Source organism: Kitasatospora sp. NPDC043949 (assembly GCF_056435365.1).
Genome location: NZ_JBWKEQ010000032.1, coordinates 1 through 22,597, shown reverse-complemented (window position 1 = coordinate 22,597; position 22,597 = coordinate 1). Strand labels below are relative to the sequence as shown.

Genomic DNA, 22,597 nt, shown 5'->3' with positions numbered 1-22,597 from the left:
GCGTAATCCGCCCGACGCCGTCAAGAGGTTGGAGACCCACCAGCACCGCACCGTCGACCTGTGGTCGGTAACCATCGCCAAAAGCGATGGTTACGACGTTTCAGCAGGTCAGAAACCCTACGCCCCCGCCGCCTCAACCTTCCGGCACAGGTCCAGGAACTCGCCGACCGCGTCCTGTCCGCCTTCGCGGTCACCATCTGACCCCAGCCACACCACAGCGCACGCCACCCGGCGTACACGCACGAGTGCGCGCCGGGTCGGCACCACTCGTGCATCCATCCGTCAATCCAACACCAGCACCTCACCCGTTCGACCTCGTTGTTCCGGGCAATCCCGCCACCACCCGGAAGAAGGAGGAGCGTCCCCATGGACGACGAACAGCAGCAGATGACTCTGGTCCGGTCGAGCTTCCCGGTCACGGGGCAACCGATCAGAGTCGTGATGATCGACGGACAACCGTGGTTCGTCACGGCGGACGTGTGCCGAGTCCTGGGCCGAGGAAACCCGACAGATACCGTCAAGGTGCTGGAACACCATCAGCACCGTGTCGTCGACCTACGGTCGGTAACCCTTGTTCGGAACAAGGGTTACCGGATTCCTACAGGTCAGAAAGCCTATCGTCGAGGGAATCCACTACTCGGCGTGGTGAGCGAGGCAGGTCTATACGGCCTCCTCATGCGGTCGGACAAAGGCACGGCCCGACCGTTCCGAGAATGGGTTACCGACGAGCTGATCCCCTCCGTCCGCCGCGGGGACGCCGACATCCCCACCCAACAGCGGCGGATGGCGGAGACCCTGGCCGAGGCGATCGGACAACAGGTACGGATCGTCGCCGAGATCGACCACGAGGACTGGCCCGACCTGACCGTCCACTCGGACGGAACGGTCCACTGCCAGCACGGCGAGATGGTCCTTCACCTGCCGAGCCGGGAAGAGGACAGCGGACCACCGTTCGGCGCGTACTTCGCCTGCCCGGGCGAAGAACGGGTCGGAATCCGGGCCAGCCGAATCGTCCCCGGCTGCCCCAAACTGAAGCTCGTGGACCTGATCCGCATGCGGCGCGAAGCCGCCGAGCAGCCGACCCGACCGGGGGCGCATCCGGCTCGCACACCGATGATGCCGCCGGAGGGCACGGTGCTCTGTGTGATCGACCGGGTCCAGCTCTACGGACGGCCGCCAGAGATCACCGAGGTGCTCCGGGGCATCGGGCTGTAGCGGCGGGAAACCATCACCCAAAGCAATAGTTTCGACGCCCTTCGCAGGTCAGAGCCCCTTCTCCTCCGCCGCGACCTTGCGGCGCAGGCGCAGGATCATCACGGTGCCGACCGCCAGCGGGACGTACTGCCAGCAGAACGCCCAGCGGAAGGCGTCGGCCGAGTAGGAGTCGGTGCCGGCCGGGGAGAGGCCGTCCAGGAGGACGCCGATGCCGAAGAGGGTGATCATCGTGCCGATGAAGCCGCCCATGTTGACGATCCCGGAGGCGGTGCCGAGGCGCTCCACCGGGTTGCTGGCGCGGGCGTAGTCGAGGCCGACCAGTGAGGCCGGGCCGTTGCTGCCCATCACCACGATGATGGCGGACAGCAGCCAGATCGGCGGGTGTCCGCCGGGCCAGGCCAGGACCAGCGCCCAGCCGAGGGCGGTGGCCGTGATGACGGTGAGGACGATCGGCATCCGGGCCCGCGCCGAGACGGAGAGCACCCGGCCGAACAGGAAGCCGAAGGCCATGTTGCTGAGCACCAGCAGGGTCAGCAGTCCGCCGGCCGCGGCCCGGGAGAGGCCCTGCGCCTCCACCAGGTAGGGCAGGCCCCAGAGCAGGCCGAAGGCGTTGCCGGGGAACTGGGTGGTGAAGTGCACCCAGAGCCCGAGCCGGGTGCCCGGTTCGCGCCAGCACGCGCGGACCTGCCGGCCGACGTTCGGCCGCGGCGCGGGCGGGTGTTCGACCGGCCGTACGGCCGCCGCCGGCGCCTCCTTGAGGAAGAGCGCGACCAGCGCGAAGACCGCGACGCCGAGCAGGGCGATCGCGGTGAAGGTGGGCGTCCAGCCCTCGCGGTGCAGGGCCTGTGCGAGCACCACGGTGGTGATCAGGTTGCCGCCCATTCCGGCGAGGCCGGTCAGCTGGGCCACGAACGGGTTCCGGGCGGCGGGGAACCACCGGGCGGCGAGCCGCAGCACGCTGATGAAGGTCATCGCGTCGCCGCAGCCGAGCACCGCCCGGGAGGCCAGCGCCGGGGCGAAGGAGGAGCTGAACGCGAAGGCCAGTTGGCCGAAGCTCAGCAGGACGACGCCGAGCAGCAGCACCCGGCGCGGCCCGATCCGGTCGACGAGCAGGCCGACCGGTATCTGCATGGCCGCGTAGACCAGCACCTGGAGGATCGAGAAGGTGGAGAGCGCGGAGGCGCCGATGCCGAAGCGGTCGGCGGCATCCAGTCCGGCCACGCCGAGGCTGGTGCGGTGGATCACCGCGAGGATGTAGACGCTGACGCCGATGGACCAGGCCAGCCAGGCCGCGCGCCCGCCGGGCGGGGACGGTGCGGGGGCGGCGGACGGCGTCGGGGCGACCGGCGGCGTCGGGTCGGCGGTTCGGGGAGCGGGGACGGACAGGGGTGCGGCTGAGCGGGCGGGCTCCACGGTCATAGTGCGACCAGACTAGTCATCCCATGATGGGACGCCCAGTGCGGGGTGCGGTCGATCGTCCACGGACCACGGACTCCACGGACCACGGATTCCACGGGGCGCGGACTCCACGGATTCCGCGGACCGGGCGTCAGCCGGTCACCGTCCAGGACACCGACCGGGTCATGTAGCGGTCCCGGAAGGCCTCGTCCCGCACCCAGTCGGTGGTGTCCCGGACGGTCGCCGTGACGGTGGCCGTCCGGCCCGGGGCCAGGTTCAGCTGGTCGGTGTCCAGCCAGGAGCCGTCGGCGGCCTGCGGCGTCACCGCGACGCCGTCCACCTTCCACTCGACCTTCAGCTGTCGCGGGCCGGTCAGCGGCACCGGCCGGACGTTCAGCCGGGGCCGCCCGCTCACCTCGCCGGGCGGCGGCGACGGGGTGTCGGTGGGCCGGATCCTGCGGTACAGCTCCTCCATGATCGCCTCGCGCGACGGCAGGTTGTAGGCGCTGCCCAGGGTGCGCATCACCGAGTCGGGGGTGGGCCGGTAGAGGCCGTTGGCGCTGCGGTAGGCGCCGACCGTCCCGGCGCCGTCCGGGGACTCCGCGCCCAGCCAGCGCCACCACTTGGTCTGCTTCTTGCGCATGTCGTCGGCGTCGAGGGTGGCGAGGTTCGGGTACTCGGCGTCGTCCGGGGCGCTGTCGTACTCGTCGCCGAGGTCCCCCACGGTGTGGCCGATCTCGTGCTGGATGATCCGCCCGGCGTCCGGGCTGCCGCCGGCCAGGGTGGTCACCCCGGTACCACCGGCGCCGCCGTACTCGGTGGAGTTGGCCAGGGCTATCAGGTACTGCGGCCCGGAGCTGTCGCCCGCGTACCGGGCGGTGGCGGCCTCGTCGGCGCAGAGCAGCCGGGCGGTGCCCTCGCACCAGAAGTGCATGCCGAGCGGGGTGGCGGGGTTGCGGCCGCGGCTCTCGGTCTCGGCTATCCCGGAGACCGGGGAGACCACTTCGACCCGCCGTATGTTGAAGAACCCCTGGTAGGTGCGGAACGGCTCGATGGCCATCAGCGCGTGCCAGGCCCGGTCGACCTGCTGTCGGAACAGGTCCTGTTCGGCGGCCGTGTAGCCGTCGCCGAGCAGGACCAGGGTGATCCGGTTGGCCGGGTCCCCGGTGCGGCGTATGTCGACGGTGGGCGCGGCCGTGACGGGCCGGCGGTCGGCGCGCTGTGCGCTGTGCGGCGGGACCGCCCGGTCGGCGGGGGCGCCCGGCCCGATCACACCGAACGGCGAGGGGCCGACCAGCTCCAGGGCGGCGGGGAGTACGGCGGTGGACACCAGCACGAGCGCGGCCAGACTCCGAACGAGACGGCCAGGGTTGCCAGGTGGCATGCGGGTGCGTCCTCGGGGTTCCGGTCACCCGGCGTAGCCCGGGTGGTGGAGCGAAGACGTACCCGGACGGGTGTGTCACCCCTACCGCGCGCCGAAAAAGTCACCGACCTGGCCGAATGACCCTCACCACACCAGTCATCCCAATGACTGGAATGTAGCCGATGACAGGCCCCTCGTCAGCGCCTGCGGAGGTTCAGCACCAGGTGGGTGCCGAGGCCGAACAGCAGGCCCCAGAAGGCCGAGCCGATCCCGAACAGGCTCATCCCCGAGGCGCTGGCCAGGAAGGTCACCACCGCCGCGTCCCGCCCCCGCTCGTCCGCCACCGCCGCCGCCAGGCTGCCCTGCAGCGAGGCCAGCAGGGCGACCCCGGCGATCACCGCGATCAGTTCCTTCGGCAGGCCGGTGAACAGGCTCACCAGCACCCCGCCGAAGCTGCCCACCAGCACGTACAGCACGCCCGAGGACATCCCCGCGACGTAGCGGCGGCGCGGGTCGGGGTGGCTCTCCGGGCCGGAGCAGATCGCCGCCGTGATCGCCGCCAGGTTCACCCCCGGCGAGCCGAACGGCGCCAGCAGCAGCGACACCACACCGGTCGACCCGATCAGCAGCCGGTCGTCCGCCCGGTAGCCGAAGGCTCGCATCACCCCGAGGCCCGGTGCGTTCTGCGAGGCCAGCACCACGATCGTGAGCGGCAGCGCCAGCCCCACCGTGGCCGCCCAGGAGAACGCCGGCACGGTGAACACCGGCCGGGTCGGCCCGCCCGAGCCCAGGTGCAGCGGGAGTCCGACGGTCAGCGCCGCCAGCACCCCGCCCACCAGCAGCGCCACCGGGACGGCGTACCGCGGGGCCAGCCGCTTGGCCAGCAGGAAGGCCGCGAGGCTGCCCACCACCAGCACCGGCGCGCCGTGCACGGCGCCGAAGATCCCGGCGCCGAAGGAGAACAGGATGCCCGCCAGCATCGCGTTGACGATCCCGGTCGGCACCGCCGCGATCAGCCGGCCGAACCAGCCGGTGACCCCGAAGAGCGTCACCACCACCGCGCTCACCAGGAACGCCCCCACCGCCTCCCGGTACGGGTACGCGCCCAGGCTGGTCACCAGCAGCGCGGCGCCCGGGGTGGACCAGGCGGTGATCACCGGGGTCCTGGTCCACCAGCTCAGCGCGAAGCCGCTCAGCCCGCTGCCGATGGCCACCGCCCAGATCCAGGACGCCGTGTGCGCCGCGTCCAGCCGCCCGGCGGCCGCCGCCGCGAGCACCACCACCAGCGGACCCGAGAACGACACCGCGATGCAGACCAACCCCGCCAGCAGCGCCGGCCCCGACACGTCCCGCCGCAGCGACCGACGCTCCCCGCCCCCGCCCGGCACCGTCTCCGGTCGGACCGTCAGCTCTTCAGTCATTCCGGAAGTATCCCGAACGCCGCGCCGGGGGCTCACGGAAAAGTCTTTGAAACCACCTGCAACCCCCGGCGAGGATGCACGTCTGTACGGATGAAGGCACGGGGGGCGCGACCGGCGGGGCCGGGGCGCTTCCGCCCCGCCCGGAGCGGGCCCGTCGTCCTCGCCCAGCCACGCCGTCAGACCCATGACCCCGGGGAGTCACGTCATGCGCGCGTCCGTCATCGGCTGGTCCTGATCGCCGCCCGCCGGCCTCGCCCCCAGCGACGGCCGACGGGCGGGCAGAAGCGGAGGGGCCTTCCCCCACACGGCGGTGTGGGGGAAGGCCCCTCCGTGGCTTCCCGTTCGTGACGTCCCGGGCCGTCAGCCCCAGGTGATCAGGCGCTTCGGGCGCTCCAGCAGCGCGGCCACGTCGGCCAGCACCTTGGAGCCCAACTCCCCGTCCACCAGGCGGTGGTCGAAGGAGAGCGCCAGCGTGGTCACCTGACGCGGGACGACCTTGCCCTTGTGCACCCACGGCATGTCCCGGATCGCGCCGACGGCGAGGATCGCGGCCTCGCCGGGGTTGAGGATCGGGGTGCCGGTGTCGACGCCGAAGACGCCGACGTTGGTGATGGTGATGGTCCCGCCCTGCATGTCGCCCGGCGAGGTCTTGCCCTGGCGGGCGGTGTCGATCAGCTCGCCCAGCGAGACGGCGAGGCCCGTGAGGGTCTTGCCGCCGGCGTCCTTGATGTTGGGGACGATCAGACCGCGCGGGGTGGCCGCGGCGATGCCGAGGTTCACCTGGCCCTTGATGACGATCTCCTGGGCCGCCTCGTCCCACTGCGCGTTGATCTCGGGGTGCCGCTTGACCGCGGTGAGCAGCGCCTTGGCGACCAGCAGCAGCGGGCTGATCCGGACGTCCCGGCCCAACTCGCCGCTCTCCTTGAGCCGGCGGACGAACTTCATCGTGCGGGTCACGTCGACCTGGACGAACTCGGTGACGTGCGGGGCGGTGAAGGCCGAGGCCACCATCGCCTGCGCGGTCGCCTTGCGGACGCCCTTGATCGGCACCCGGACGTCGCCCGCCACGGTGACCGGCGCCGGCACCGCCGCCGCGACCGGCCCGGCCTCGACCGGCGCCGCCGGGGCGGCCTGCGCGGTGGCCAGGGCGGACGCGTGGGCGTGCACGTCCTCGCGGGTGATCACGCCGTCCCGGCCGGTCGGGACGACCGCGCGCAGGTCGATGCCGAGGTCCTTGGCCAGTTTGCGCACCGGCGGCTTGGCCAACGGCCGCTCCCCGGCGGGATGTTCGGCCAGGACGGACGAGGCGGGCGCGGCCGACACGACCGGAGCGGCCGGCACGACGGGCGCGGCCGGAGCCGGCGTCGCGGTGACGGTCTTCGTGGTCGTGCGCCGGGCCCGGCGCTGGGCGGTGCCGGTGCGCGGGCCGTAGCCGACCAGCACCTCGCGCCGCTCGGGCTCGGCCGGTTCGGCCGGCGCGGCGGCGGCGACGGGTGCAACAGCAGCAGCGGCGACAGGAGCCGCGGCCCCGGCCTCCCCGGCGACCGCGACCGAGATGATCACGGTGCCGACGTCGACCGTCGCGCCCGCGGGGAAGAAGAGCTGATCGACGACCCCGTTGAACGGGATCGGCAGCTCCACCGCCGCCTTGGCGGTCTCCACCTCGCACACGACCTGCCCGTCGGTGACGGTGTCACCCGGCTTGACGTACCAGCTGAGGATTTCGGCCTCGGTCAGGCCCTCGCCCACATCGGGCATCTTGAACTCGCGGAGCGAGCGAACTTCGGTGGTCATCTTCGCTCCCCCGGATCAGTACGCGAGTGCGCGGTCGACGGCGTCGAGCACGCGGTCCAGGTCGGGGAGGAAGGCCTCCTCGACGCGGGACGGCGGATACGGCGCGTGGTAGCCGCCGACCCGCAGGACGGGCGCCTCCAGGTGGTAGAAGCACCGTTCGGTGAGCCGGGCGGCCAGTTCGGCACCCATGCCCAGGAAGACCGGCGCCTCGTGCACCACGACGGCCCGCCCGGTGCGCTTGACCGACTCCTCCAGGGTGGTGAAGTCCACCGGGGAGAGCGAGCGCAGGTCGACGACCTCCAGTCGGCGGCCGTCCTCCTCGGCGGCCGCGGCGGCCTCCAGGCAGACCTTGACCATCGGGCCGTAGGCGAGCAGCGTGGCATCGGTGCCGGAGCGCACGATCCGGGCGTCGTGCAGTCCGAGGTCGGCGGCGTCGCCGACCTCGCCCTTGTCCCAGTACCGGCGCTTGGGCTCCAGGAAGACCACCGGGTCGTCCGAGGCGATGGCCTGCCGCAGCATCCAGTGCGCGTCGTGCGCGTTGGACGGGCTGACCACGCGCAGGCCCGCGGTGTGCGCGAAGTACGCCTCGTGCGACTCGCTGTGGTGCTCGACCGCGCCGATGCCGCCCGCGAAGGGGATGCGGATGGTGACCGGGAGCTTGATGTTCCCGAGCGCGCGGGCGTGCATCTTGGCCAGCTGGGAGACGATCTGGTCGAAGGCCGGGTAGACGAAGCCGTCGAACTGGATCTCCACCACCGGGCGGTAGCCGCGCAGCGCCAGGCCGATCGCGGTGCCGACGATGCCGGACTCGGCGAGCGGGGTGTCGATCACCCGTCCCTCGCCGAAGTCCTTCTGCAGGCCGTCGGTGATCCGGAAGACGCCGCCGAGCTTGCCGATGTCCTCGCCCATCAGGACGGTCTTCGGGTCGCTCTCCAGCGACTTGCGCAGCGCGCCGTTGAGCGCCTTGGCAATGCTGAGCTGACCGGCCATCAGAGGTTCTCCCCCGCCTCGAAGGAGGCCGCGTACTGGACGTACTCGGCCCGTTCCTCATCGACCAGCGCGTGCGGCTCGCTGTACACGTGGTCGAAGATCAGGGTCGGGTCCGGGTCGGGCATGCCGCGCACGCCCTCGCGCACCCGCAGCCCCAGCCGCTCGCTCTCGGCGTCGATCGCGGTGAAGAACTCCTCGTCGGCCAGGCCCTCCTTCTCCAGGAGGGCGCGGAGCCGGGCGATCGGGTCCTTGGCCTTCCAGGCCTCGGTCTCCTCGGTGGGCCGGTAGCGGGTGGGGTCGTCGGAGGTGGTGTGCGCGCCCATCCGGTAGGTGAACGCCTCGATCAGCACCGGGCCGTTGCCGCTGCGGGCGTGGTCGAGCGCCCAGCGGGTGACGGCCAGGCAGGCCAGCACGTCGTTGCCGTCGACCCGGACGCCGGGGAAGCCGAAGCCGGAGGCGCGGCGGTACAGCGGGATCTTGGTCTGGGTGGTGGTGGGCTCGGAGATCGCCCACTGGTTGTTCTGGCAGAAGAACACCACGGGCGCGTTGTAGACCGAGGCGAAGGTGAAGGCCTCGTTGACGTCGCCCTGGCTGGAGGCGCCGTCGCCGAAGTAGGCGATGACCGCGTCGTCGGTGCCGTCCTTGCTGATGCCCATCGCGTAGCCGGTGGCGTGCAGGGCCTGCGCGCCGATCACGATGGTGTACAGGTGGAAGTTCTTCTCGTTCGGGTCCCAGCCGCCGTGGTTCACGCCCCGGAACATGCCGAGCAGGTTGAGCGGGTCGACGTCGCGGCACCAGGCGACACCGTGCTCGCGGTAGGTGGGGAAGGCGTAGTCGCCGGTGCGCATGGCACGGCCGGAGCCGACCTGGGCGGCCTCCTGGCCGAGCAGCGAGGCCCACAGGCCCAGCTCGCCCTGGCGCTGGAGTGCGGTGGCCTCGCCGTCGAACCGGCGGACCAGCACCAGGTCGCGGTAGAGGGCGCGCAGCTCCTCCGGGGTGGTGGTGAGCGGGTAGTCCGGGTGCTCGACCCGTTCGCCTTCCGGGGTGAGCAGCTGTACGAGCTCCGGCTGGGTGTCCTTCCCCGTGGCGCGGAGGGTGTCAGGGACGCCGGGGGCCGCCTTCTTGCGGGCCCTCGCCGTGCTTTTGACGGTCACGTTCACTCCTCGGTCTGTCCGGCCGCCCGGGGTCGCCGGTGACCGGTCCGGTCACCGCCTCGCGGGGCGCGCGTGGGTGTGCGCTCCTACTGCGGGGCAGGTGGTGATCCTGTTCCGACGGCGTCCCTCACGAGAACGTTACCCAGCGTCCGCCCTTGGCGCGCTTGCGCTAGGACGTCCTACTTGTTCAGGGCTTACAACCCCGAGGGTGCCGCGGGCAGCGCGCCGTCGGAAGGGTGGGGGTGACGGACCGCGTGACGCAGCTCTCAATTCGGGCGCCTTCAGGACACCAGCGCACGTTATCCGGGCGCGAGCCCGTACGTAAGGGGGTTCTCGGTATCGGTTTTGGACCGCCCCGGCCGGACCGCCTGACTGCGGCACCAGGGACGATAGGTCTTCCGTACGGTGATATGGGAGGCTTTGGACGTGACTGATAACGGACAAATCAGGGTTTTCCTGCTCGACGATCACGAGGTTGTCCGGCGGGGCGTGCACGACCTGCTCTCGGTCGAGGACGACATCGAGGTGGTCGGCGAGGCCGGCACCGCCGCCGAGGCGCTCACCCGGATCCCGGCGGTCCACCCCGACGTCGCGGTGCTCGACGTCCGGCTGCCGGACGGCAACGGGGTCGAGGTCTGCCGGGAGATCCGGTCCCGGCTGCCGGAGATCAAGTGCCTGATGCTGACCTCGTTCTCGGACGACGAGGCGCTGTTCGACTCGATCATGGCGGGCGCGTCCGGCTACGTCCTGAAGGCGATCCGCGGCACCGACCTGATCACCGCCGTCCGGGACGTCGCGGCCGGCAAGTCGCTGCTCGACCAGGTCGCCACCAGCCGGGTCCTGGCCCGGCTGCGCGACGGCGGCGAGAAGGAGGACGAGCGGCTGGCGCAACTCACCAAGCAGGAGCGCCGGATCCTCGATCTGATCGGCGAGGGGATGACCAACCGTCAGATCGGCAACGAGTTGCACCTGGCCGAGAAGACGGTGAAGAACTACGTCTCCAGTCTGCTCGCCAAGATGGGAATGGAGCGACGCACCCAGGCGGCGGCCTTCGTGGCGCGGCACCAGGCGGACCAGCAGCACTGATCAGAACAGCGATCACAGAACTGACGACTTGTCAAGGGCCCCCGCACGGGGGCCCTAACCTCTGGCTGTGACTTTCAGCCAGACCCTCTCCTGTTCCCCGGCCCGCCCCGACCTCTCCGCGCCGCCGATAGGGACCCTCAGTCCGCCCGTCCCGCGCGCCGCACTCGCCGAGGTCCTGGGCCGCTATCGGGTGGGGGGACTGCTGACCGCCGAACCGGTCGCCGAAGGCCTGCTGAACCGCGGGTACCGGGTCACCACCGAGACCGGCGCGTACTTCCTGAAGTGCTACGTCGACGCCGCCACCGCCAGCCGCCCGAAGATCGTCGCCCACCACCGGGCGATGGCCGGGCTCCAGGCCCTCGGACTGCCCGTCGCACCCCCGCTGACCTGCGCCGAACGAGCCGGCACGGTGGCCGGCTACGGCGGCCGGCTGTTCGCGCTGTTCCCCTGGGTGGATGGCCGACACCGGCACGGTACCGACCTCTCCCCGCCGCAGTGCGACGCGCTCGGCGCGCTGCTCGGCCGACTGCACGGCGCGCTCGACGACGTATGCGCCCCCTTCGAACAGCCCCCCGGCTACCGCACCGCCGACCCCCTCGACAGCGCCGACCTCGCCCGCGACCTGCGGCGCCACGCCCGCGCCCACCGCCCGTACGGCGACCTGGACGCGCTGGTCGAACGGAGGCTCACCGAAAGGCTGGAACTGCTCGCCGAACACGCCCACCGCCGCCCCGCCCCGCAGACCGCCCCGCCCACCGGCTGGACCCACGGCGACTTCCACGGACTCAACCTGCTGTACGGCGACGGCCCCGACGGCGGCCCGGTCGCGGCCGTCCTGGACTGGGACAAGCTCGGCCCACAGCCGCGCGCCGAGGAGGCCGTCCGCGCCGCCACGCTGCTCTTCAACGACCGGGCGTCCGGCACCCTCGACCTGGTGCGGGTCCGCCACTACTCGCAGTCCTACCGGGCCACCGGAGCCGCCACCGCCGAACACCTGGCCGCCGCCGTCCACCGGGTCTGGTGGGAGCGGCTGAACGACTTCTGGATGCTCCAGTGGCGCTACCAGCGGGCCGACCACCGGGCCGACCCGCTCTACCCCGCCTCGGCCGGCCAGTTGACGTGGTGGTGCCAGGAGTACGAACAGGTCCTGGACGCCTTCGCCAACTGACCGGTGTCAGCGCGGCCCGATCAGGGCGTCGCCGGCGGCTGGGTCGCGGGCGGCTGGGTCGCCGGCGGGTTCGACTTGGTCGCCGGCGGCTGCGTGGCCGCCCCCGTGCTGCCGCCGCTTCCCGTGCTCGGGGTGGTCGGCGCCGTGCTGGGCGTGCCGGGCGCCGTGGTGGGCGGCTGCGTGTGGCTGGGGGTCTGGCTGGGCGACGCGGGCGTCGAGTGCTTGCCCGAACCCGGCGACGGCGACATGTTGTTGTTGCCGTTGTTGTTGCCGTTGTTGTTGCCGCCGCTGCCGCCGTTGTTGTAGCCGCCGCCGTTGCTGCCGTTCTCGGTCGGCTGCGTCGGGCGCCGGCTGCCGGTGTTGGACGCGGGCGGGCTCTGCGAGCCGCTCTGGGGCGGCGTGCTGGGCTCGGTCGTGCTGACCGCCGGGAGCGGCGTCGGCGGCACGGTGTGCGAGTTCCCGGGTTCGTTGCCGCTGAACGCGAACGCCATGCCGACCCCGGCCGCGAGCAGCACGGCCGCGGCGCCGGCCACCCAGGCCCACGGCCCGCGCCGGCGGCCGGAGCCGCCGTCGTCGTCGCCGCCACCGCCGCCGTAGGGGCCGCCGGCCCCCGGGTAGGGCGTCGACGGGGTGTGCGGGCCGCCCGGGCCCCCCATCCCCTGGTAGGGCAGCACCGAGGTCTGGTCGCCGGGGCCGATCGCGCCGAAGGCCGCGGTGGCCGCGGTCTGGTCGGGCCGGATCACCTGGGTGGCGTCGGTGTTCCCCTGCCCCGCGGCGGCCAGCCCGGCCGTGGTGCCGGCCCAGCCCGCGCCGCCCGCGCCGTGCATCTCGCGCAGCGCGTGCTGGACGTGCGCGCGGAACTCGTCGGCGTCCTGGAAGCGGTCGTCCGGGTTCTTGGCCAGCGAGCGCAGCACCAGCTGGTCCAGCCCGACCGGCACCCGGCCGTTGGCCTGCGAGGGCGGCACCGGCATGTCCTGGACGTGCTGGTAGACCACCGAGAGCGGGGTGTCGCCGGTGAACGGCGGGCGCAGCGCCAGCAGTTCGTACAGCATGCAGCCGGCCGCGTACAGGTCGGAGCGGTGGTCGACGGGCTTGCCGAGGGCCTGCTCGGGCGAGAGGTACTGCGGGGTGCCCATGACCATGCCGGTCTGGGTCATGGTGCTGGCCGTGCCGGTCAGCGCCCGGGCGATACCGAAGTCCATCACCTTGACGGCGCCCGCGGTCGTGATGATCACGTTGGCGGGCTTGATGTCCCGGTGGACGATGCCGTTGCGGTGGCTGTACGCCAGCGCCTCCAGCACCCCGGCGATGATGATCAGCGCCTGGTCGACCGGCGGCGCGTCCTCGTCCACCAGCAGCTCGCGGACGGTCCGGCCCTCGACCAGCTCCATCACGATGTACGGCGTGGACTCGTCCCCGGCGTACTCCTCGCCGGTGTCGTAGACCGCGACGATCGAGTGGTGGTTGAGCCCCGCGACGGCGTGTGCCTCGCGGGTGAACCGCAGCCGGGCGATGTCGTCCTGGGCCAGCTCGCCGCGGAGCAGCTTGACCGCGACCGTCCGTCCCAGCCGTACGTCCTCGGCCGCGAACACCTCGGCCATGCCGCCGCGGCCGAGCCGGTAGGTCAGCCGGTAGCGGCCGTCGCCGACCGTGCCCAGCGGCGCGGCCGTACCGCGGCCGGGGGTCTGCGGGCCGCCGGGCCCGACCGGGGGAAACGCGCTGGTCGCGGCGTCGCTGCCGGGTCCGGGCATCCTCGGCGTCCCGCCGGTCCGGCCGTCAGCTCCGGCACCCGTTCCGTCATCCGGCTGCTGCGTCTGTGCCATCGCTCCTCGCCCCGGGCGTTCGCTCGGATCGCGGTGCCCTGTCGCTTCGTATCCCCGAACGCTACCGCCTCCGGCGCGGGCCCGTGGCACGCCCGAACCGGCCGGAAAGCGTCAGAGCAGGCCATTCCGGTCGACCGGAAGGTCAACCACCAGCACCACTGCGGGCCGCTCACCGGTGGTGTGCCCGGTCTTGGTCTTCGACTTGGTGTCCTGCGCCTTGTTGACCACGATCGCGATGATGATGCCGGCCAGCACGAGCACGCCGACGATGATCACGATGACGACCGCGGCCGTCGAGCAGCCGCCGCCGCTGGGCGCCTTCGGCTGCTGGTACGGCGGCATCGGCTGCGGCGGCGGGGTGTGCGCCCGCTGCGGCGGGGCCTGCTGGAGGTACTGGGGGTGCGGCGTGTGCGGCCCTTGTGGACGCGGCGGCTGGAAGGCCGGCGGCGGGGTCCGGTACTGCGGCTGCTGCGGCGGCGGAGGCTGCTGGAGGTACTGGGGGTGCGGGGTCTGCGGCCCCTGTGGACGCGGCGGCTGGAAGGCCGGCGGCGGGGTCCGGTACTGCGGCTGCTGCGGCGGCGGAGGCTGCTGCGGAGACTGCTGGAGGTACTGGGGGTGCGGGGTCTGCGGGGTCTGCGGCGCCGCGTGCACCGAGCGCGGGCCCTCGTTGATCACCAGCGGCGTACTGGCCTGCAACGGGTGCCCACTGCCGCCGCCCTTCGCGGCCGCGATCAGCCGCTCCGCCTCGTCCCGCATCGCCGCCGCGCTCTGGAACCGGTGCGCCGGGTCCTTGCGCAGCGCCTGGGCGACGAAGGCGTCCACCGCCGGGGTGACCGACCGGTTGAGGGTGGACGGCGCCGGCGGCTCCTCCTGGACGTGCTTGTAGGCGATCGAGAACGCCGAGTCGCCGTCGAAGACCAGCTGCCCGGTGAGCATCTCGAAGAGCATCACGCCGACCGAGTAGAGGTCGGAGCGGGCGTCCACCGGCTTGCCGAGCGCCTGCTCGGGCGACAGGTACTGCGGGGTGCCGACCACCATGCCGGTCTGCGTCATCGACGTGGCGCCCGGTTCCAGCGCCCGGGCGATGCCGAAGTCCATGACCTTGACGTTGCCCTTGCGATCGAACATGACGTTGCCGGGCTTGATGTCGCGGTGCACCAGGGACATGTCGTGCGAGGCCTCCAGCGCGTTCAGCACGCCGACGACGACCCGCAGGGCCTCCTCGGTCGGCATCGCGCCGTACTGGGCGACCGCCTCGTTGATCGCCTCGCGCAGGCCCTTGCCGTCGACCAGCTGCATGACGATGTACGGGGTGCTGGAGCCGTCCGGCGCGACGTCCTCGCCGCTGTCGTACACCGTGACGATGTTCGGGTGCTCCAGCCGGGCCACCGCCTGCGCCTCGCGGCGGAACCGCTCCTTGAACGAGGCGTCCCGGCCCAGCTCGTTGTGCATGCTCTTCAGCGCGACCTGCCGGTCCAGCACGCTGTCGTACGCGAGGTGCACCGAGGCCATGCCGCCCTCGCCCAGCAGCCGCTGCAGCACATAGCGGCCGTTGCCCAGGGAGGAGCCCCCGACCGCCGCGTTGCCGTGCTCGCTCATGGTCCTCTGCTCCCCCTCGGCGCGGCCGTGGCGCCGCGACCGTGACGTTCGGTCTCGTCCGTGCGTGGTGGGCCGGGCCCGCGGGCCTGGCGGACCCCTGCCGCGGCGGTGCGACCGGCCTGCGACAGGGGTCAGGGTACCGGCTGACGCCGACGGTGATCGGTCCAGGGCCGGTCCTGCCCCCGGACCGCCGGGGCGCCCTCCGGCGGCGCCCCGGCCCGGGGCGGACCGTCGTGGTACGTCCGGTGTCGGCGGCCCGTTACAGGTACGGGCCGGAGCGGATGCCGCGGCCCTGGCCCGGCTCGTCCTCGTCCGGCTCGCCGCCGTGCAGACCGGGCGGCAGCGCCCGCCGCATCTGCTCCAGCTGGGCCCGCGCCGCCATCTGCTGGGCGAACAGCGCGGTCTGGATCCCGTGGAACAGGCCCTCCAGCCAGCCGACCAGCTGGGCCTGGGCGATCCGCAGCTCCGCCTCGGTCGGAATGCTGTCCTCGGTGAAGGGCAGCGACAGCCGTTCCAGCTCGGCGACCAGCTCGGGGGCCAGACCGAGCTCCAGCTCCTTGATCGAGCTGGCGTGGATGTCCTTCAGCCGGGCCCGGCTGGCCTCGTCGAGGGGCGCCGCCCGGACCTCCTCCAGCAGCTGCTTGATCATGCTGCCGATGCGCATGACCTTCGCGGGCTGCTCGACCATCTCGGTCACCGGGAGCTCCCGCGGCAGGTCGCCCTCGTCCTCGTCCCCCGCCGAGCCGGCGAACCCCTGGCCCACGGGCAGCCCGTCCGGTCCGACGATCAGCACCTTCTGGCCGTCCTGCGACTGCCCGCCCGCGGCCTGGAATGGCTGCTGAAACGAGCGCTCGTTCATCGGATTCGTCATGAACAACATTCTCTCTCACTGGGGTTGGTCGGGCGGAAGCCCCCGTACAACCGCCGTCCTGAGCCACCGCTGACGACGGTACGCCCCCGGGCGCCGCCCCGGAATCCGTACGGATACTCAGCTCCCGGCACGCCCCGGCTCCCTGGGGCGTGCACACACCCCTCACGGAACCTACCCCGCCGCCGCCCCCACCCCGCGGCTCACCCCCGGCGCAGCCGCAACCCGATCAACCCCAGGCCGCAGCCGATCAACCCCAGCCCCGCGCCCAGCGGGAACTGGACGGTCGAGGCGTCCCGCCAGCGGGCGGGCAGGACGGCGGGGACGGCGGCGGCGACGGCTTGGGCGGCCGCGGTGGCGGCGTCCGGTGCGGCGTCGGCGCCGGGAGCCGCCGCGTCCGGGGTGCCCTGGTCGGCCTCGGGCTGGTCCCCCGCACCGGCCTGCCCGGTGCTCCGGTCAGGAACCTGGTCGGGGTTCTGCTCGGGAACCTGCGCAGGGTTCTGCTCGGGGTTCTGCTCGGGAGCCCGCTCCGGCGCCCGCTCCGGGGCGCTGTCGGCGCGCTCGGGCGCCCACACCGCCCAGCGCCGGTAGACCCCGTCGCCCCGGCCGGGGCGCGGGTGCCGCGGCGGCCCGACCGCCGGAACGGCCGCTGGCTCCGGCCTGCCCACGGCGGCGGGCTCAGCGGTGAACGGGGACGGCGACGCCGCCGCCGGCCCGACGGCGGCGGCCGCCGAAGCGGCGGCCAGCGGGAGCGTGAGCCCGAGCACGGCCGCCGCGATCAGTCGCTGGGCCCGGCCCGGGCCGGTACGGCGGGTACGGCGGGTACGACGGTGGTGCGGCGCGGCGGGCAGCGGCCCGAGGAGGTGCGTTGGTGCGGCCACGGTCGGAGGTCCTTCCGACGGCCGACCGCGCGCGGCGGGGTCGGCGGCGGGACAGCTCCGAACCAGCCTCACACAATCCGACGATCAGGGCATTTCGGACGTCCCGCCTCGGGCCGCAGGCCCTCGGACCAGGATCAGGCCCGCAGCACGACCTTGCCGACCTGCTCCCCCGCCTCCAGCACCCGGTGCCCGTCGCCGGCGTCGGTCAGCGGCAGCACCCGGTCGATCACCGGCTTCACCACCCCGGACTCCACCAGCGGCCACACGTGCTCGCGCACCGCCGCCACGATCGCCGCCTTCTCCGCCAACGGGCGCCCGCGCAGATTGGTGGCGATCACCGCGGCGCGCTTGCGCAGCAGCGCGTTGAGGTCGAGCTCGCCCTTCACGCCGCCCTGCAGCCCGATGATCACCAGCCGCCCGTTGACGGCCAGCGCGTCCACGTTCCGCTGCAGGTACTTGGCGCCCATGATGTCCAGGATCACGTCCACCCCGGCCCCGCCGGTGGCCTCCTTGAGCACCTCGACGAAGTCCTGCTCGCGGTAGTCGATCGCGATGTCGGCACCGAGTTCGACGCACCGGGCCAGCTTCCCGGCGCTGCCCGCGGTCACCGCGACCCGCGCGCCCACCGCCTTGGCCAGCTGGATCGCCATGGTCCCGATGCCGCTCGCGCCGCCGTGCAGCAGCACCGTCTCGCCGGGCCGCAGGTGGGCGGTGAGGAACACGTTGGACCACACCGTGCAGGCGACCTCGGGCAGCGCGGCGGCCTCCTCGAAGCCCAGGCCCTTGGGCAGCGGCAGCAGCTGCCCGGTCGGCACCGCGACGAGCTGCGCGTACCCGCCGCCGGACAGCAGCGCGCACACCTCGTCGCCGACCGCCCAGCCGGACACGCCCGGGCCGAGGGCGACGATCCGCCCGGCGCACTCCAGCCCGGGGTAGGGCGAGGCGCCGGGCGGCGGGTTGTAGTTGCCCTGCCGCTGGAGCAGGTCGGCGCGGTTGACGGCGGTGGCCGCCACCTCGACCAGGACCTCGCCCTCGCCGGGCACCGGGTCGGGCACCTCCGCCCACACGAGTGCCTCGGGACCACCGGGTACGGGAATCGTCATCGCATGCATGCCCCGAACCTACTGCGCGTCATGGCGAGGAGCGGGCAAGGCCTGCGTCAGCCGGTCGACTTGATCACGATCACCCGGTCGGTGAGCTGGAGCACGGCGGCCTCGGGCTCGGTGTAGTTGAGCACCCGCCGGCCGCGGACCACCGCGACCACCAGGTCCTCGCACGCGCGCGGGCTGTGCCCGGCCTCGGCCCGGGTGACGGGGCGCTCGACCACGTCCAGGCCGTTGCCGTAGGTGAGCAGGTCCTCCATCACCGCGCCGGCGTGCGGGCTGAGCATCGACAGGCCGAGCAGCCGCCCGGCCGAACTGGAGCTGGTGACGACGACGTCGGCGCCGCTCTGCCGCAGCAGCGGGGCGTTCTCGTCCTCCCGGACGGCCGCGACCACGGTGGCGCCCTTGTTCAGCTGGCGCGCCGTCAGCGTGACCAGGACGGCGGTGTCGTCCCGTTCCGGCGCGACCACGACCCGGGCGGCGGTGGGCACCTCGGCCCGCAGCAGCGTGTCGGTGCGGGTGGCGTCGCCGACCACGCCGACCAGCCCGTGCCGGGCGGCCTGGTCGATCACCTTGCGCTGCGGGTCGACGACGACGATCTCGTCCTTCTTCACGCCCTGCCCGAGCAGGGTGTCGACGGCGCTGCGGCCCTTGGTGCCGTACCCGATGACGACGGTGTGCTCGCGCACGGTGGACCTCCAGCGGTTCAACCGCCACTGCTGGCGGGTTCGTTCGGTGAGCACCTCCAGCGTGGTCCCGACCAGGATGATCAGGAACACCACGCGCAGCGGGGTGATCACGAAGATGTTGGTGAGCCGGGCGCCGTCGCTGTACGGGGTGATGTCGCCGTACCCGGTGGTGGACAGCGTCACGGTGGCGTAGTACGCCGCGTCCAGGAAGCTGACCCCGTCGCCCGCGTTGTCGTTGTAACCGTCCCGGTCGACGTAGACGATCAGCGTCGTGGCGACCAGGACGGCGAGCGCCAGCAGCAGCCGGGAGCCGACCTGCCGGAGGGCCGGCGCGCTCCGCCGGGCGGGCAGCACGATCCCGGCGTCCGACCACGGCTCGGTCCCCGGGGCGGGCGCACCCCGCATCCTGCTCATGCGGCCACCTCCCCGCTGTCGTGGGGCGCGCACGCCCCGGTGGGCCCGTTCACGGCGCCTCCAGCAGTTCGACGGGTTCGCCGGCCGCCGCGCCGCCGGGCGGGACCACGGCCAGCGCCTCGGCCCGGGCGAGGCCGCGCAGCATCGCGGGCCCGTCGAAGGCGAGCGGGACGACGCCGTCGGCGGTGTGCCGGACGGGCAGCAGCCGGGTGTCCACCGGGTGCCCGGGCAGGCCGACGGCGGTGGGTGCGAGGGCCGGGGTGACGGCGGACCGCCCGCTGCGGGCGTGCAGCAGCGGCAGGGCGAGGGTGACCGTCCCGGCGACGGCGGCCAGCGGGTTGCCGGGCAGGCCCACCAGGTGCCGCCCGCCCGGAAGCCCGCCCGGAAGCCCACCCGGAAGCCCGGCTGGGTCCCCGCCCGGAAGCCCGCTCCGGGCGGGGCCGGCTGACGGGCATGCGGCCGACGGGAGTTCGGCCAGCAGCATCGGGTGTCCGGGGCGGACGGCCACGCCGTCCACCAGCAGCCGGGCCCCGGCCTCGGCGAGGGCCCGGTGCAGGAAGTCGACCGGGCCGGCCGCCGTTCCGCCGGTGGTGACCACGATGTCGGCGGTGGAGTGCCGCAGCGCGTCCCGGAGCAGCCCGAAGTCGTCCCGGACGGACCGCACTTCGGCCACCTCGGCACCGGCCGCCCGCAGCCAGGGCGGCAGCAGCGGCCCGAGCGCGTCCCGGACCAGGCCCGGACCTGGGACGCCCGAGGCGAGCAACTCATCGCCGAGGACGAGCAGTTCGACCACCGGGCGACGGCGCACGGCGAGCCGGTCGTGACCGCAGGCGGCGGCCAGGCCGAGCACGGCCGGGCCGACCAGGGCGCCACCGGGCAGCAACGCCTCGCCGCGGCGGCACTCCTGGCCGCGCGGGCGGACGTCCTGACCGGTGGTCAGCGATTGGTGGCCGCAGTCGTGCAGCAGCGTGCCGTCCGTGCGGCCGTGCTCACGGCGCAGGACGGCGGTGGCGCCGGGCGGCAGTTGGGCGCCGGTGGCGATCTCGACGGCGGCGCCGTCGGCCAGCGGCGCGGACGCGGCCCGGCCGGCCAGCACCCGCCCGGCGACCCGCCAGGGGCCCGGCCCGGCGACCGCCCAGCCGTCCATCGCGGAGGTGTCGAAGGCGGGCAGGTCGGTCAGCGCGGTGAGCGGCTCGGCGAGGGTGCGGCCGAGTGCCTCGGCGAGCGGCAGCCCGACCGCCGGCAGCGGACGCAGCCCGGCCCGGCGGGCGGCCTCGCGGGCCTGCGCCCAGCTCAGCACGCCGGGGCCGGTCGGCGGGGCGGCCACGGTGGTCTGGCCGACGGCGCTCACGGCTCGCCCGGCCCGGCGTCGGCGCTCCAGCGCTCGGCGAGCGCGGCGGTCCGCCGGGCGGCCTCGGCCACGGCCTCCGGCCCGCCGCCCTGCTGGGCGGCCGCGTAGCCGATCAGAAAGGCGGTCAGCGGCGCGGCCGGGCGGGCCACCCCGTGCGCGACCACCCGGGCGAGGTCGAGCAGTCCCCGGACGTCGACGTCCAGGTCGATGCCCAGGTCGGCCCTGACCTCGGCGATCCAGTCCTCCAGCGTGCGCTCCATGCGCCCATGCTGCCTGATCGGCGGTTTCCCCGGAGTGTTCGCCCCGTGTGCGGCGCGCGTCGTTTCCCGCACGGACACCCGCGCGGGCCGTGAACACGGACCCGGAGGGCGCCCCTACGACCGGTCGCGCTCCCGGGCCTGTTCGAGGTCCTCCCAGGTGTCGCAGTCGTAGGCGACGTTGTCGGTGTCGGCCACCAACTGCCGGGCGAGACCGCCGGTGAGGCGGCGCAGCGGGAGACCGGCCGGATCGCCGAGGGCGGCCAGCGCGGTGCGCAGCGGGGCGGTGCGGTAGGCGGCGGCGAGCGGCTGGTCGCGCCCGCCGGCGTCGACCAGGACGGCGGCGTCGACGGCCGGGCCTGCCTCGGCGAGGGCGGTGACCAGCCGGTCGACGGTCCGCCGGTCCAGGAACGGCAGGTCGGCGGCGAGCAGCAGCACGGTCGGCGCGGTGACCAGGTCGAGTCCGGCGGCGACGGCGGCGACCGGCCCACCGCCCGGCGGCTGCTCCCTGGTCCAGCGGACGCCGGTGCGCGCGGTCGGCCGGCCGGGGCCGACCACGACGGTGGTGCGGGCGCCCGCGCAGGCCGCGAGCACCCGGTCGAGCAGGGTGGTCTCGCCCACGGTCAGCCCGGGTTTGTCGGCCCCGCCGAGGCGACGGGCGCCCCCGCCGGCCGGGACGATCACGTCGTAGGGCGTCATGCGGCCAGTATCCGCCCTACTCGGCTCCGCCCGTCCCGCGCTCCGGGGACTTCCCGGGCCCCTCGGGCTCCGTGGACTCCTCGGGCTCCTCGACGAGCTCGTCCTCGACGATCTCCGCCTCGATGATGTCGTCCTCGACGATCTCCGCCTCGACGATCTCGCCCCCTCGCGCCGCCCGGGCGGTGTTGGCGGCGGCACCCAGTTCCAGGATGGCCGGCAGCGTCAGCTCCCCGTACCGCTCGTTCATCGCGGTGACCAGTGCCTCCGGGTCGTGCGGGTGCTCGGCCAGCAGCCGGTCGAAGTCCTGGAGGTACTCGCCGGTGAAGGCGAGCACCCGGGCGGCGTCGTCGCCCTGGTCGGGGGCGCGGTGGCCGGCGATGACCCGGTCCACGCCGAGGTCGGCGATCCGGCCGAGGTTGTGGCCCCAGGTGGTGCGCTGGGCCGGGGTGGTGTCGGCGGTCCAGACGTGGGTGCCGTTGTAGGCGAAGTCCCCGGCGATCACCGTCCGGATGCTCGGCACGTGGACGACCGTCGAGTCGCCGCAGTCGGCCTGGCCGAGCAGCAGCACGGGGATGACCTGGCGGTCGAGCATGAGCGGCTGCGGCAGCAGCGGGGCGGGGATCAGCGGGTGGTCCGGGATGTCGTCGCCGTAGACCGGCTTCCACTGGGCGACCTTGGCGGCGGCGGTGCGCCGGATGCCGTCGACCACGGCGGGCGCGGCCAGCAGCCGGGCGTCGGGGAAGAGCCTCAGCACCTCCTCGGCGCCGAAGTAGTGGTCGGGGTGGTGGTGGGTGACGACGATGGCGAGCAGTCGGCGGCCCTTGCCGGCGACCCATTCGGCGAGTTCGCGGCCGGCGCTGCGGGTGAGCTGGGCGTCGACCAGGATCGCGGTCCGCTCGCCGAGGATCAGGGTGGAGGTGGCGAAGAAGGCCGATTCGGGGCCGGTGAAGACGGCGATCTCCAGCGGGCGGGCGGGCCGCTCGGGGTCCGGGGCGGCGGCCTCGGCGGCCGTGCGCTCCGCGCCGGCGCCCTCCTCGGGCGGGGACGACGTCACTGGCTGCTCCCTCTGGTCGGCGGTCGGACTTCCTGCGCCCTACAGCATGGGAGTACCGGTGTCGGATTGCGCGGAAGGCGCGCCCGGCGGGGCGCGCCTTCCGGCTCAGGTCACACCGCGGTTCAAACGGCCGGCGCCTCGGCGTTGTGGGCGGCCTGCCCCAGGGCACGTAACCGCCCGGGGGGGGGGGGGGGGGGGGGGGGGGGGGGGGGGGGGGGGGGGGGGGGGGGGGGGGGGGGGGGGGGGGGGGGGGGGGGGGGGGGGGGGGGG

The 22,597-nt window shown here is 73.7% G+C and carries 17 protein-coding genes and 2 pseudogenes; 3 read left to right on the top strand and 16 right to left on the bottom strand.

What is annotated here, in order from left to right; translation table 11 throughout:
• Window positions 1-366: 366 nt before the first annotated feature.
• Entirely contained in the window at window positions 367-1,215 is an 849-nt protein-coding gene (locus AC07AL_RS24605) for a BRO-N domain-containing protein (protein ID WP_478318179.1), read from the top strand.
• A gap of 48 nt (window positions 1,216-1,263) precedes the next feature.
• Here AC07AL_RS24605 and AC07AL_RS24600 read toward each other — a convergent pair whose 3' ends face one another.
• The 6 genes from AC07AL_RS24600 to pdhA form a co-directional block, all read right to left on the bottom strand.
• A complete protein-coding gene (locus AC07AL_RS24600; protein ID WP_363579839.1) occupies window positions 1,264-2,634 on the bottom strand; it encodes an MFS transporter in 1,371 nt (456 codons plus the stop codon).
• A gap of 130 nt (window positions 2,635-2,764) precedes the next feature.
• Window positions 2,765-3,997 carry a M64 family metallopeptidase gene (locus tag AC07AL_RS24595; protein WP_363579840.1) on the bottom strand — a complete coding sequence of 411 codons (1,233 nt, stop codon included), beginning with the start codon at window positions 3,995-3,997 and terminating at the stop codon, window positions 2,765-2,767.
• Between the two features lie 176 nt (window positions 3,998-4,173).
• Window positions 4,174-5,397, bottom strand: coding sequence for a benzoate/H(+) symporter BenE family transporter (locus AC07AL_RS24590; protein WP_363579841.1), 1,224 nt, complete (start codon window positions 5,395-5,397; stop codon window positions 4,174-4,176).
• Window positions 5,398-5,757: 360 nt separating this feature from the next.
• On the bottom strand, window positions 5,758-7,191 hold the full coding sequence (locus AC07AL_RS24585) for a dihydrolipoamide acetyltransferase family protein (protein ID WP_363579842.1): 1,434 nt from the start codon (window positions 7,189-7,191) through the stop codon (window positions 5,758-5,760).
• A gap of 15 nt (window positions 7,192-7,206) precedes the next feature.
• A complete protein-coding gene (locus AC07AL_RS24580; RefSeq protein ID WP_063348502.1) occupies window positions 7,207-8,181 on the bottom strand; it encodes an alpha-ketoacid dehydrogenase subunit beta in 975 nt (324 codons plus the stop codon).
• Window positions 8,181-9,335 carry a pyruvate dehydrogenase (acetyl-transferring) E1 component subunit alpha gene (pdhA, locus tag AC07AL_RS24575; protein WP_400804257.1) on the bottom strand — a complete coding sequence of 385 codons (1,155 nt, stop codon included), beginning with the start codon at window positions 9,333-9,335 and terminating at the stop codon, window positions 8,181-8,183. The genes AC07AL_RS24580 and pdhA overlap by 1 nt, the downstream gene beginning before the upstream one ends.
• Before the next feature lie 426 nt (window positions 9,336-9,761).
• Here pdhA and AC07AL_RS24570 point away from each other — a divergent pair, with 426 nt between their 5' ends.
• Entirely contained in the window at window positions 9,762-10,421 is a 660-nt protein-coding gene (locus tag AC07AL_RS24570; protein ID WP_350876661.1) for a response regulator transcription factor, read from the top strand.
• 67 nt (window positions 10,422-10,488) lie between these two features.
• A complete protein-coding gene (locus tag AC07AL_RS24565) occupies window positions 10,489-11,589 on the top strand; it encodes a phosphotransferase (protein WP_363579844.1) in 1,101 nt (366 codons plus the stop codon).
• 20 nt (window positions 11,590-11,609) lie between these two features.
• On the opposite strand, the gene AC07AL_RS24560 is transcribed toward AC07AL_RS24565, so the two are convergent.
• From AC07AL_RS24560 to AC07AL_RS24515, 10 genes and pseudogenes are all read right to left on the bottom strand, one after another.
• Window positions 11,610-13,340 (bottom strand): protein kinase domain-containing protein, encoded by a 1,731-nt coding sequence (locus tag AC07AL_RS24560; protein WP_363579845.1) that lies wholly within the window; start codon window positions 13,338-13,340, stop codon window positions 11,610-11,612.
• A 183-nt stretch (window positions 13,341-13,523) separates the two neighbouring features.
• Entirely contained in the window at window positions 13,524-15,011 is a 1,488-nt protein-coding gene (locus AC07AL_RS24555; RefSeq protein ID WP_363579846.1) for a protein kinase domain-containing protein, read from the bottom strand.
• A 259-nt stretch (window positions 15,012-15,270) separates the two neighbouring features.
• Window positions 15,271-15,882 (bottom strand): bacterial proteasome activator family protein, encoded by a 612-nt coding sequence (locus AC07AL_RS24550; protein WP_350876669.1) that lies wholly within the window; start codon window positions 15,880-15,882, stop codon window positions 15,271-15,273.
• Between the two features lie 200 nt (window positions 15,883-16,082).
• The gene (locus AC07AL_RS24545) at window positions 16,083-16,760 is read right to left on the bottom strand and encodes a hypothetical protein (RefSeq protein ID WP_363579847.1); all 678 of its coding nucleotides are present in this window, start codon (window positions 16,758-16,760) and stop codon (window positions 16,083-16,085) included.
• Window positions 16,761-16,894: 134 nt separating this feature from the next.
• Complete coding sequence (locus tag AC07AL_RS24540) at window positions 16,895-17,872, bottom strand: NAD(P)H-quinone oxidoreductase (RefSeq protein WP_363579848.1); 978 nt, start codon at window positions 17,870-17,872, stop codon at window positions 16,895-16,897.
• 47 nt (window positions 17,873-17,919) lie between these two features.
• A complete protein-coding gene (locus AC07AL_RS24535; RefSeq protein ID WP_363579849.1) occupies window positions 17,920-18,966 on the bottom strand; it encodes a potassium channel family protein in 1,047 nt (348 codons plus the stop codon).
• A gap of 49 nt (window positions 18,967-19,015) precedes the next feature.
• A complete protein-coding gene (locus tag AC07AL_RS24530; protein WP_363579850.1) occupies window positions 19,016-20,317 on the bottom strand; it encodes a molybdopterin molybdotransferase MoeA in 1,302 nt (433 codons plus the stop codon).
• Window positions 20,314-20,595, bottom strand: a pseudogene (locus AC07AL_RS24525) (DUF6457 domain-containing protein); the annotation flags it as partial. The gene AC07AL_RS24530 and the pseudogene AC07AL_RS24525, both read right to left, overlap by 4 nt.
• A gap of 108 nt (window positions 20,596-20,703) precedes the next feature.
• Window positions 20,704-21,273, bottom strand: a pseudogene (gene mobA / locus AC07AL_RS24520) (molybdenum cofactor guanylyltransferase); the annotation flags it as partial.
• A 16-nt stretch (window positions 21,274-21,289) separates the two neighbouring features.
• Complete coding sequence (locus tag AC07AL_RS24515) at window positions 21,290-22,327, bottom strand: MBL fold metallo-hydrolase (protein WP_363579851.1); 1,038 nt, start codon at window positions 22,325-22,327, stop codon at window positions 21,290-21,292.
• Window positions 22,328-22,597 lie beyond the last annotated feature (270 nt).

Coding starts and splice junctions, on each gene's coding strand:
- AC07AL_RS24605 (WP_478318179.1), top strand. CDS start 367: ATGGACGACGAACAGCAGCAGATGACTCTGGTCCGGTCGAGCTTCCCG.
- AC07AL_RS24600 (WP_363579839.1), bottom strand. CDS start 2,634: ATGACCGTGGAGCCCGCCCGCTCAGCCGCACCCCTGTCCGTCCCCGCT.
- AC07AL_RS24595 (WP_363579840.1), bottom strand. CDS start 3,997: ATGCCACCTGGCAACCCTGGCCGTCTCGTTCGGAGTCTGGCCGCGCTC.
- AC07AL_RS24590 (WP_363579841.1), bottom strand. CDS start 5,397: ATGACTGAAGAGCTGACGGTCCGACCGGAGACGGTGCCGGGCGGGGGC.
- AC07AL_RS24585 (WP_363579842.1), bottom strand. CDS start 7,191: ATGACCACCGAAGTTCGCTCGCTCCGCGAGTTCAAGATGCCCGATGTG.
- AC07AL_RS24580 (WP_063348502.1), bottom strand. CDS start 8,181: ATGGCCGGTCAGCTCAGCATTGCCAAGGCGCTCAACGGCGCGCTGCGC.
- AC07AL_RS24560 (WP_363579845.1), bottom strand. CDS start 13,340: ATGCCCGGACCCGGCAGCGACGCCGCGACCAGCGCGTTTCCCCCGGTC.
- AC07AL_RS24555 (WP_363579846.1), bottom strand. CDS start 15,011: ATGAGCGAGCACGGCAACGCGGCGGTCGGGGGCTCCTCCCTGGGCAAC.
- AC07AL_RS24550 (WP_350876669.1), bottom strand. CDS start 15,882: ATGACGAATCCGATGAACGAGCGCTCGTTTCAGCAGCCATTCCAGGCC.
- AC07AL_RS24540 (WP_363579848.1), bottom strand. CDS start 17,872: ATGCATGCGATGACGATTCCCGTACCCGGTGGTCCCGAGGCACTCGTG.
- AC07AL_RS24535 (WP_363579849.1), bottom strand. CDS start 18,966: ATGAGCAGGATGCGGGGTGCGCCCGCCCCGGGGACCGAGCCGTGGTCG.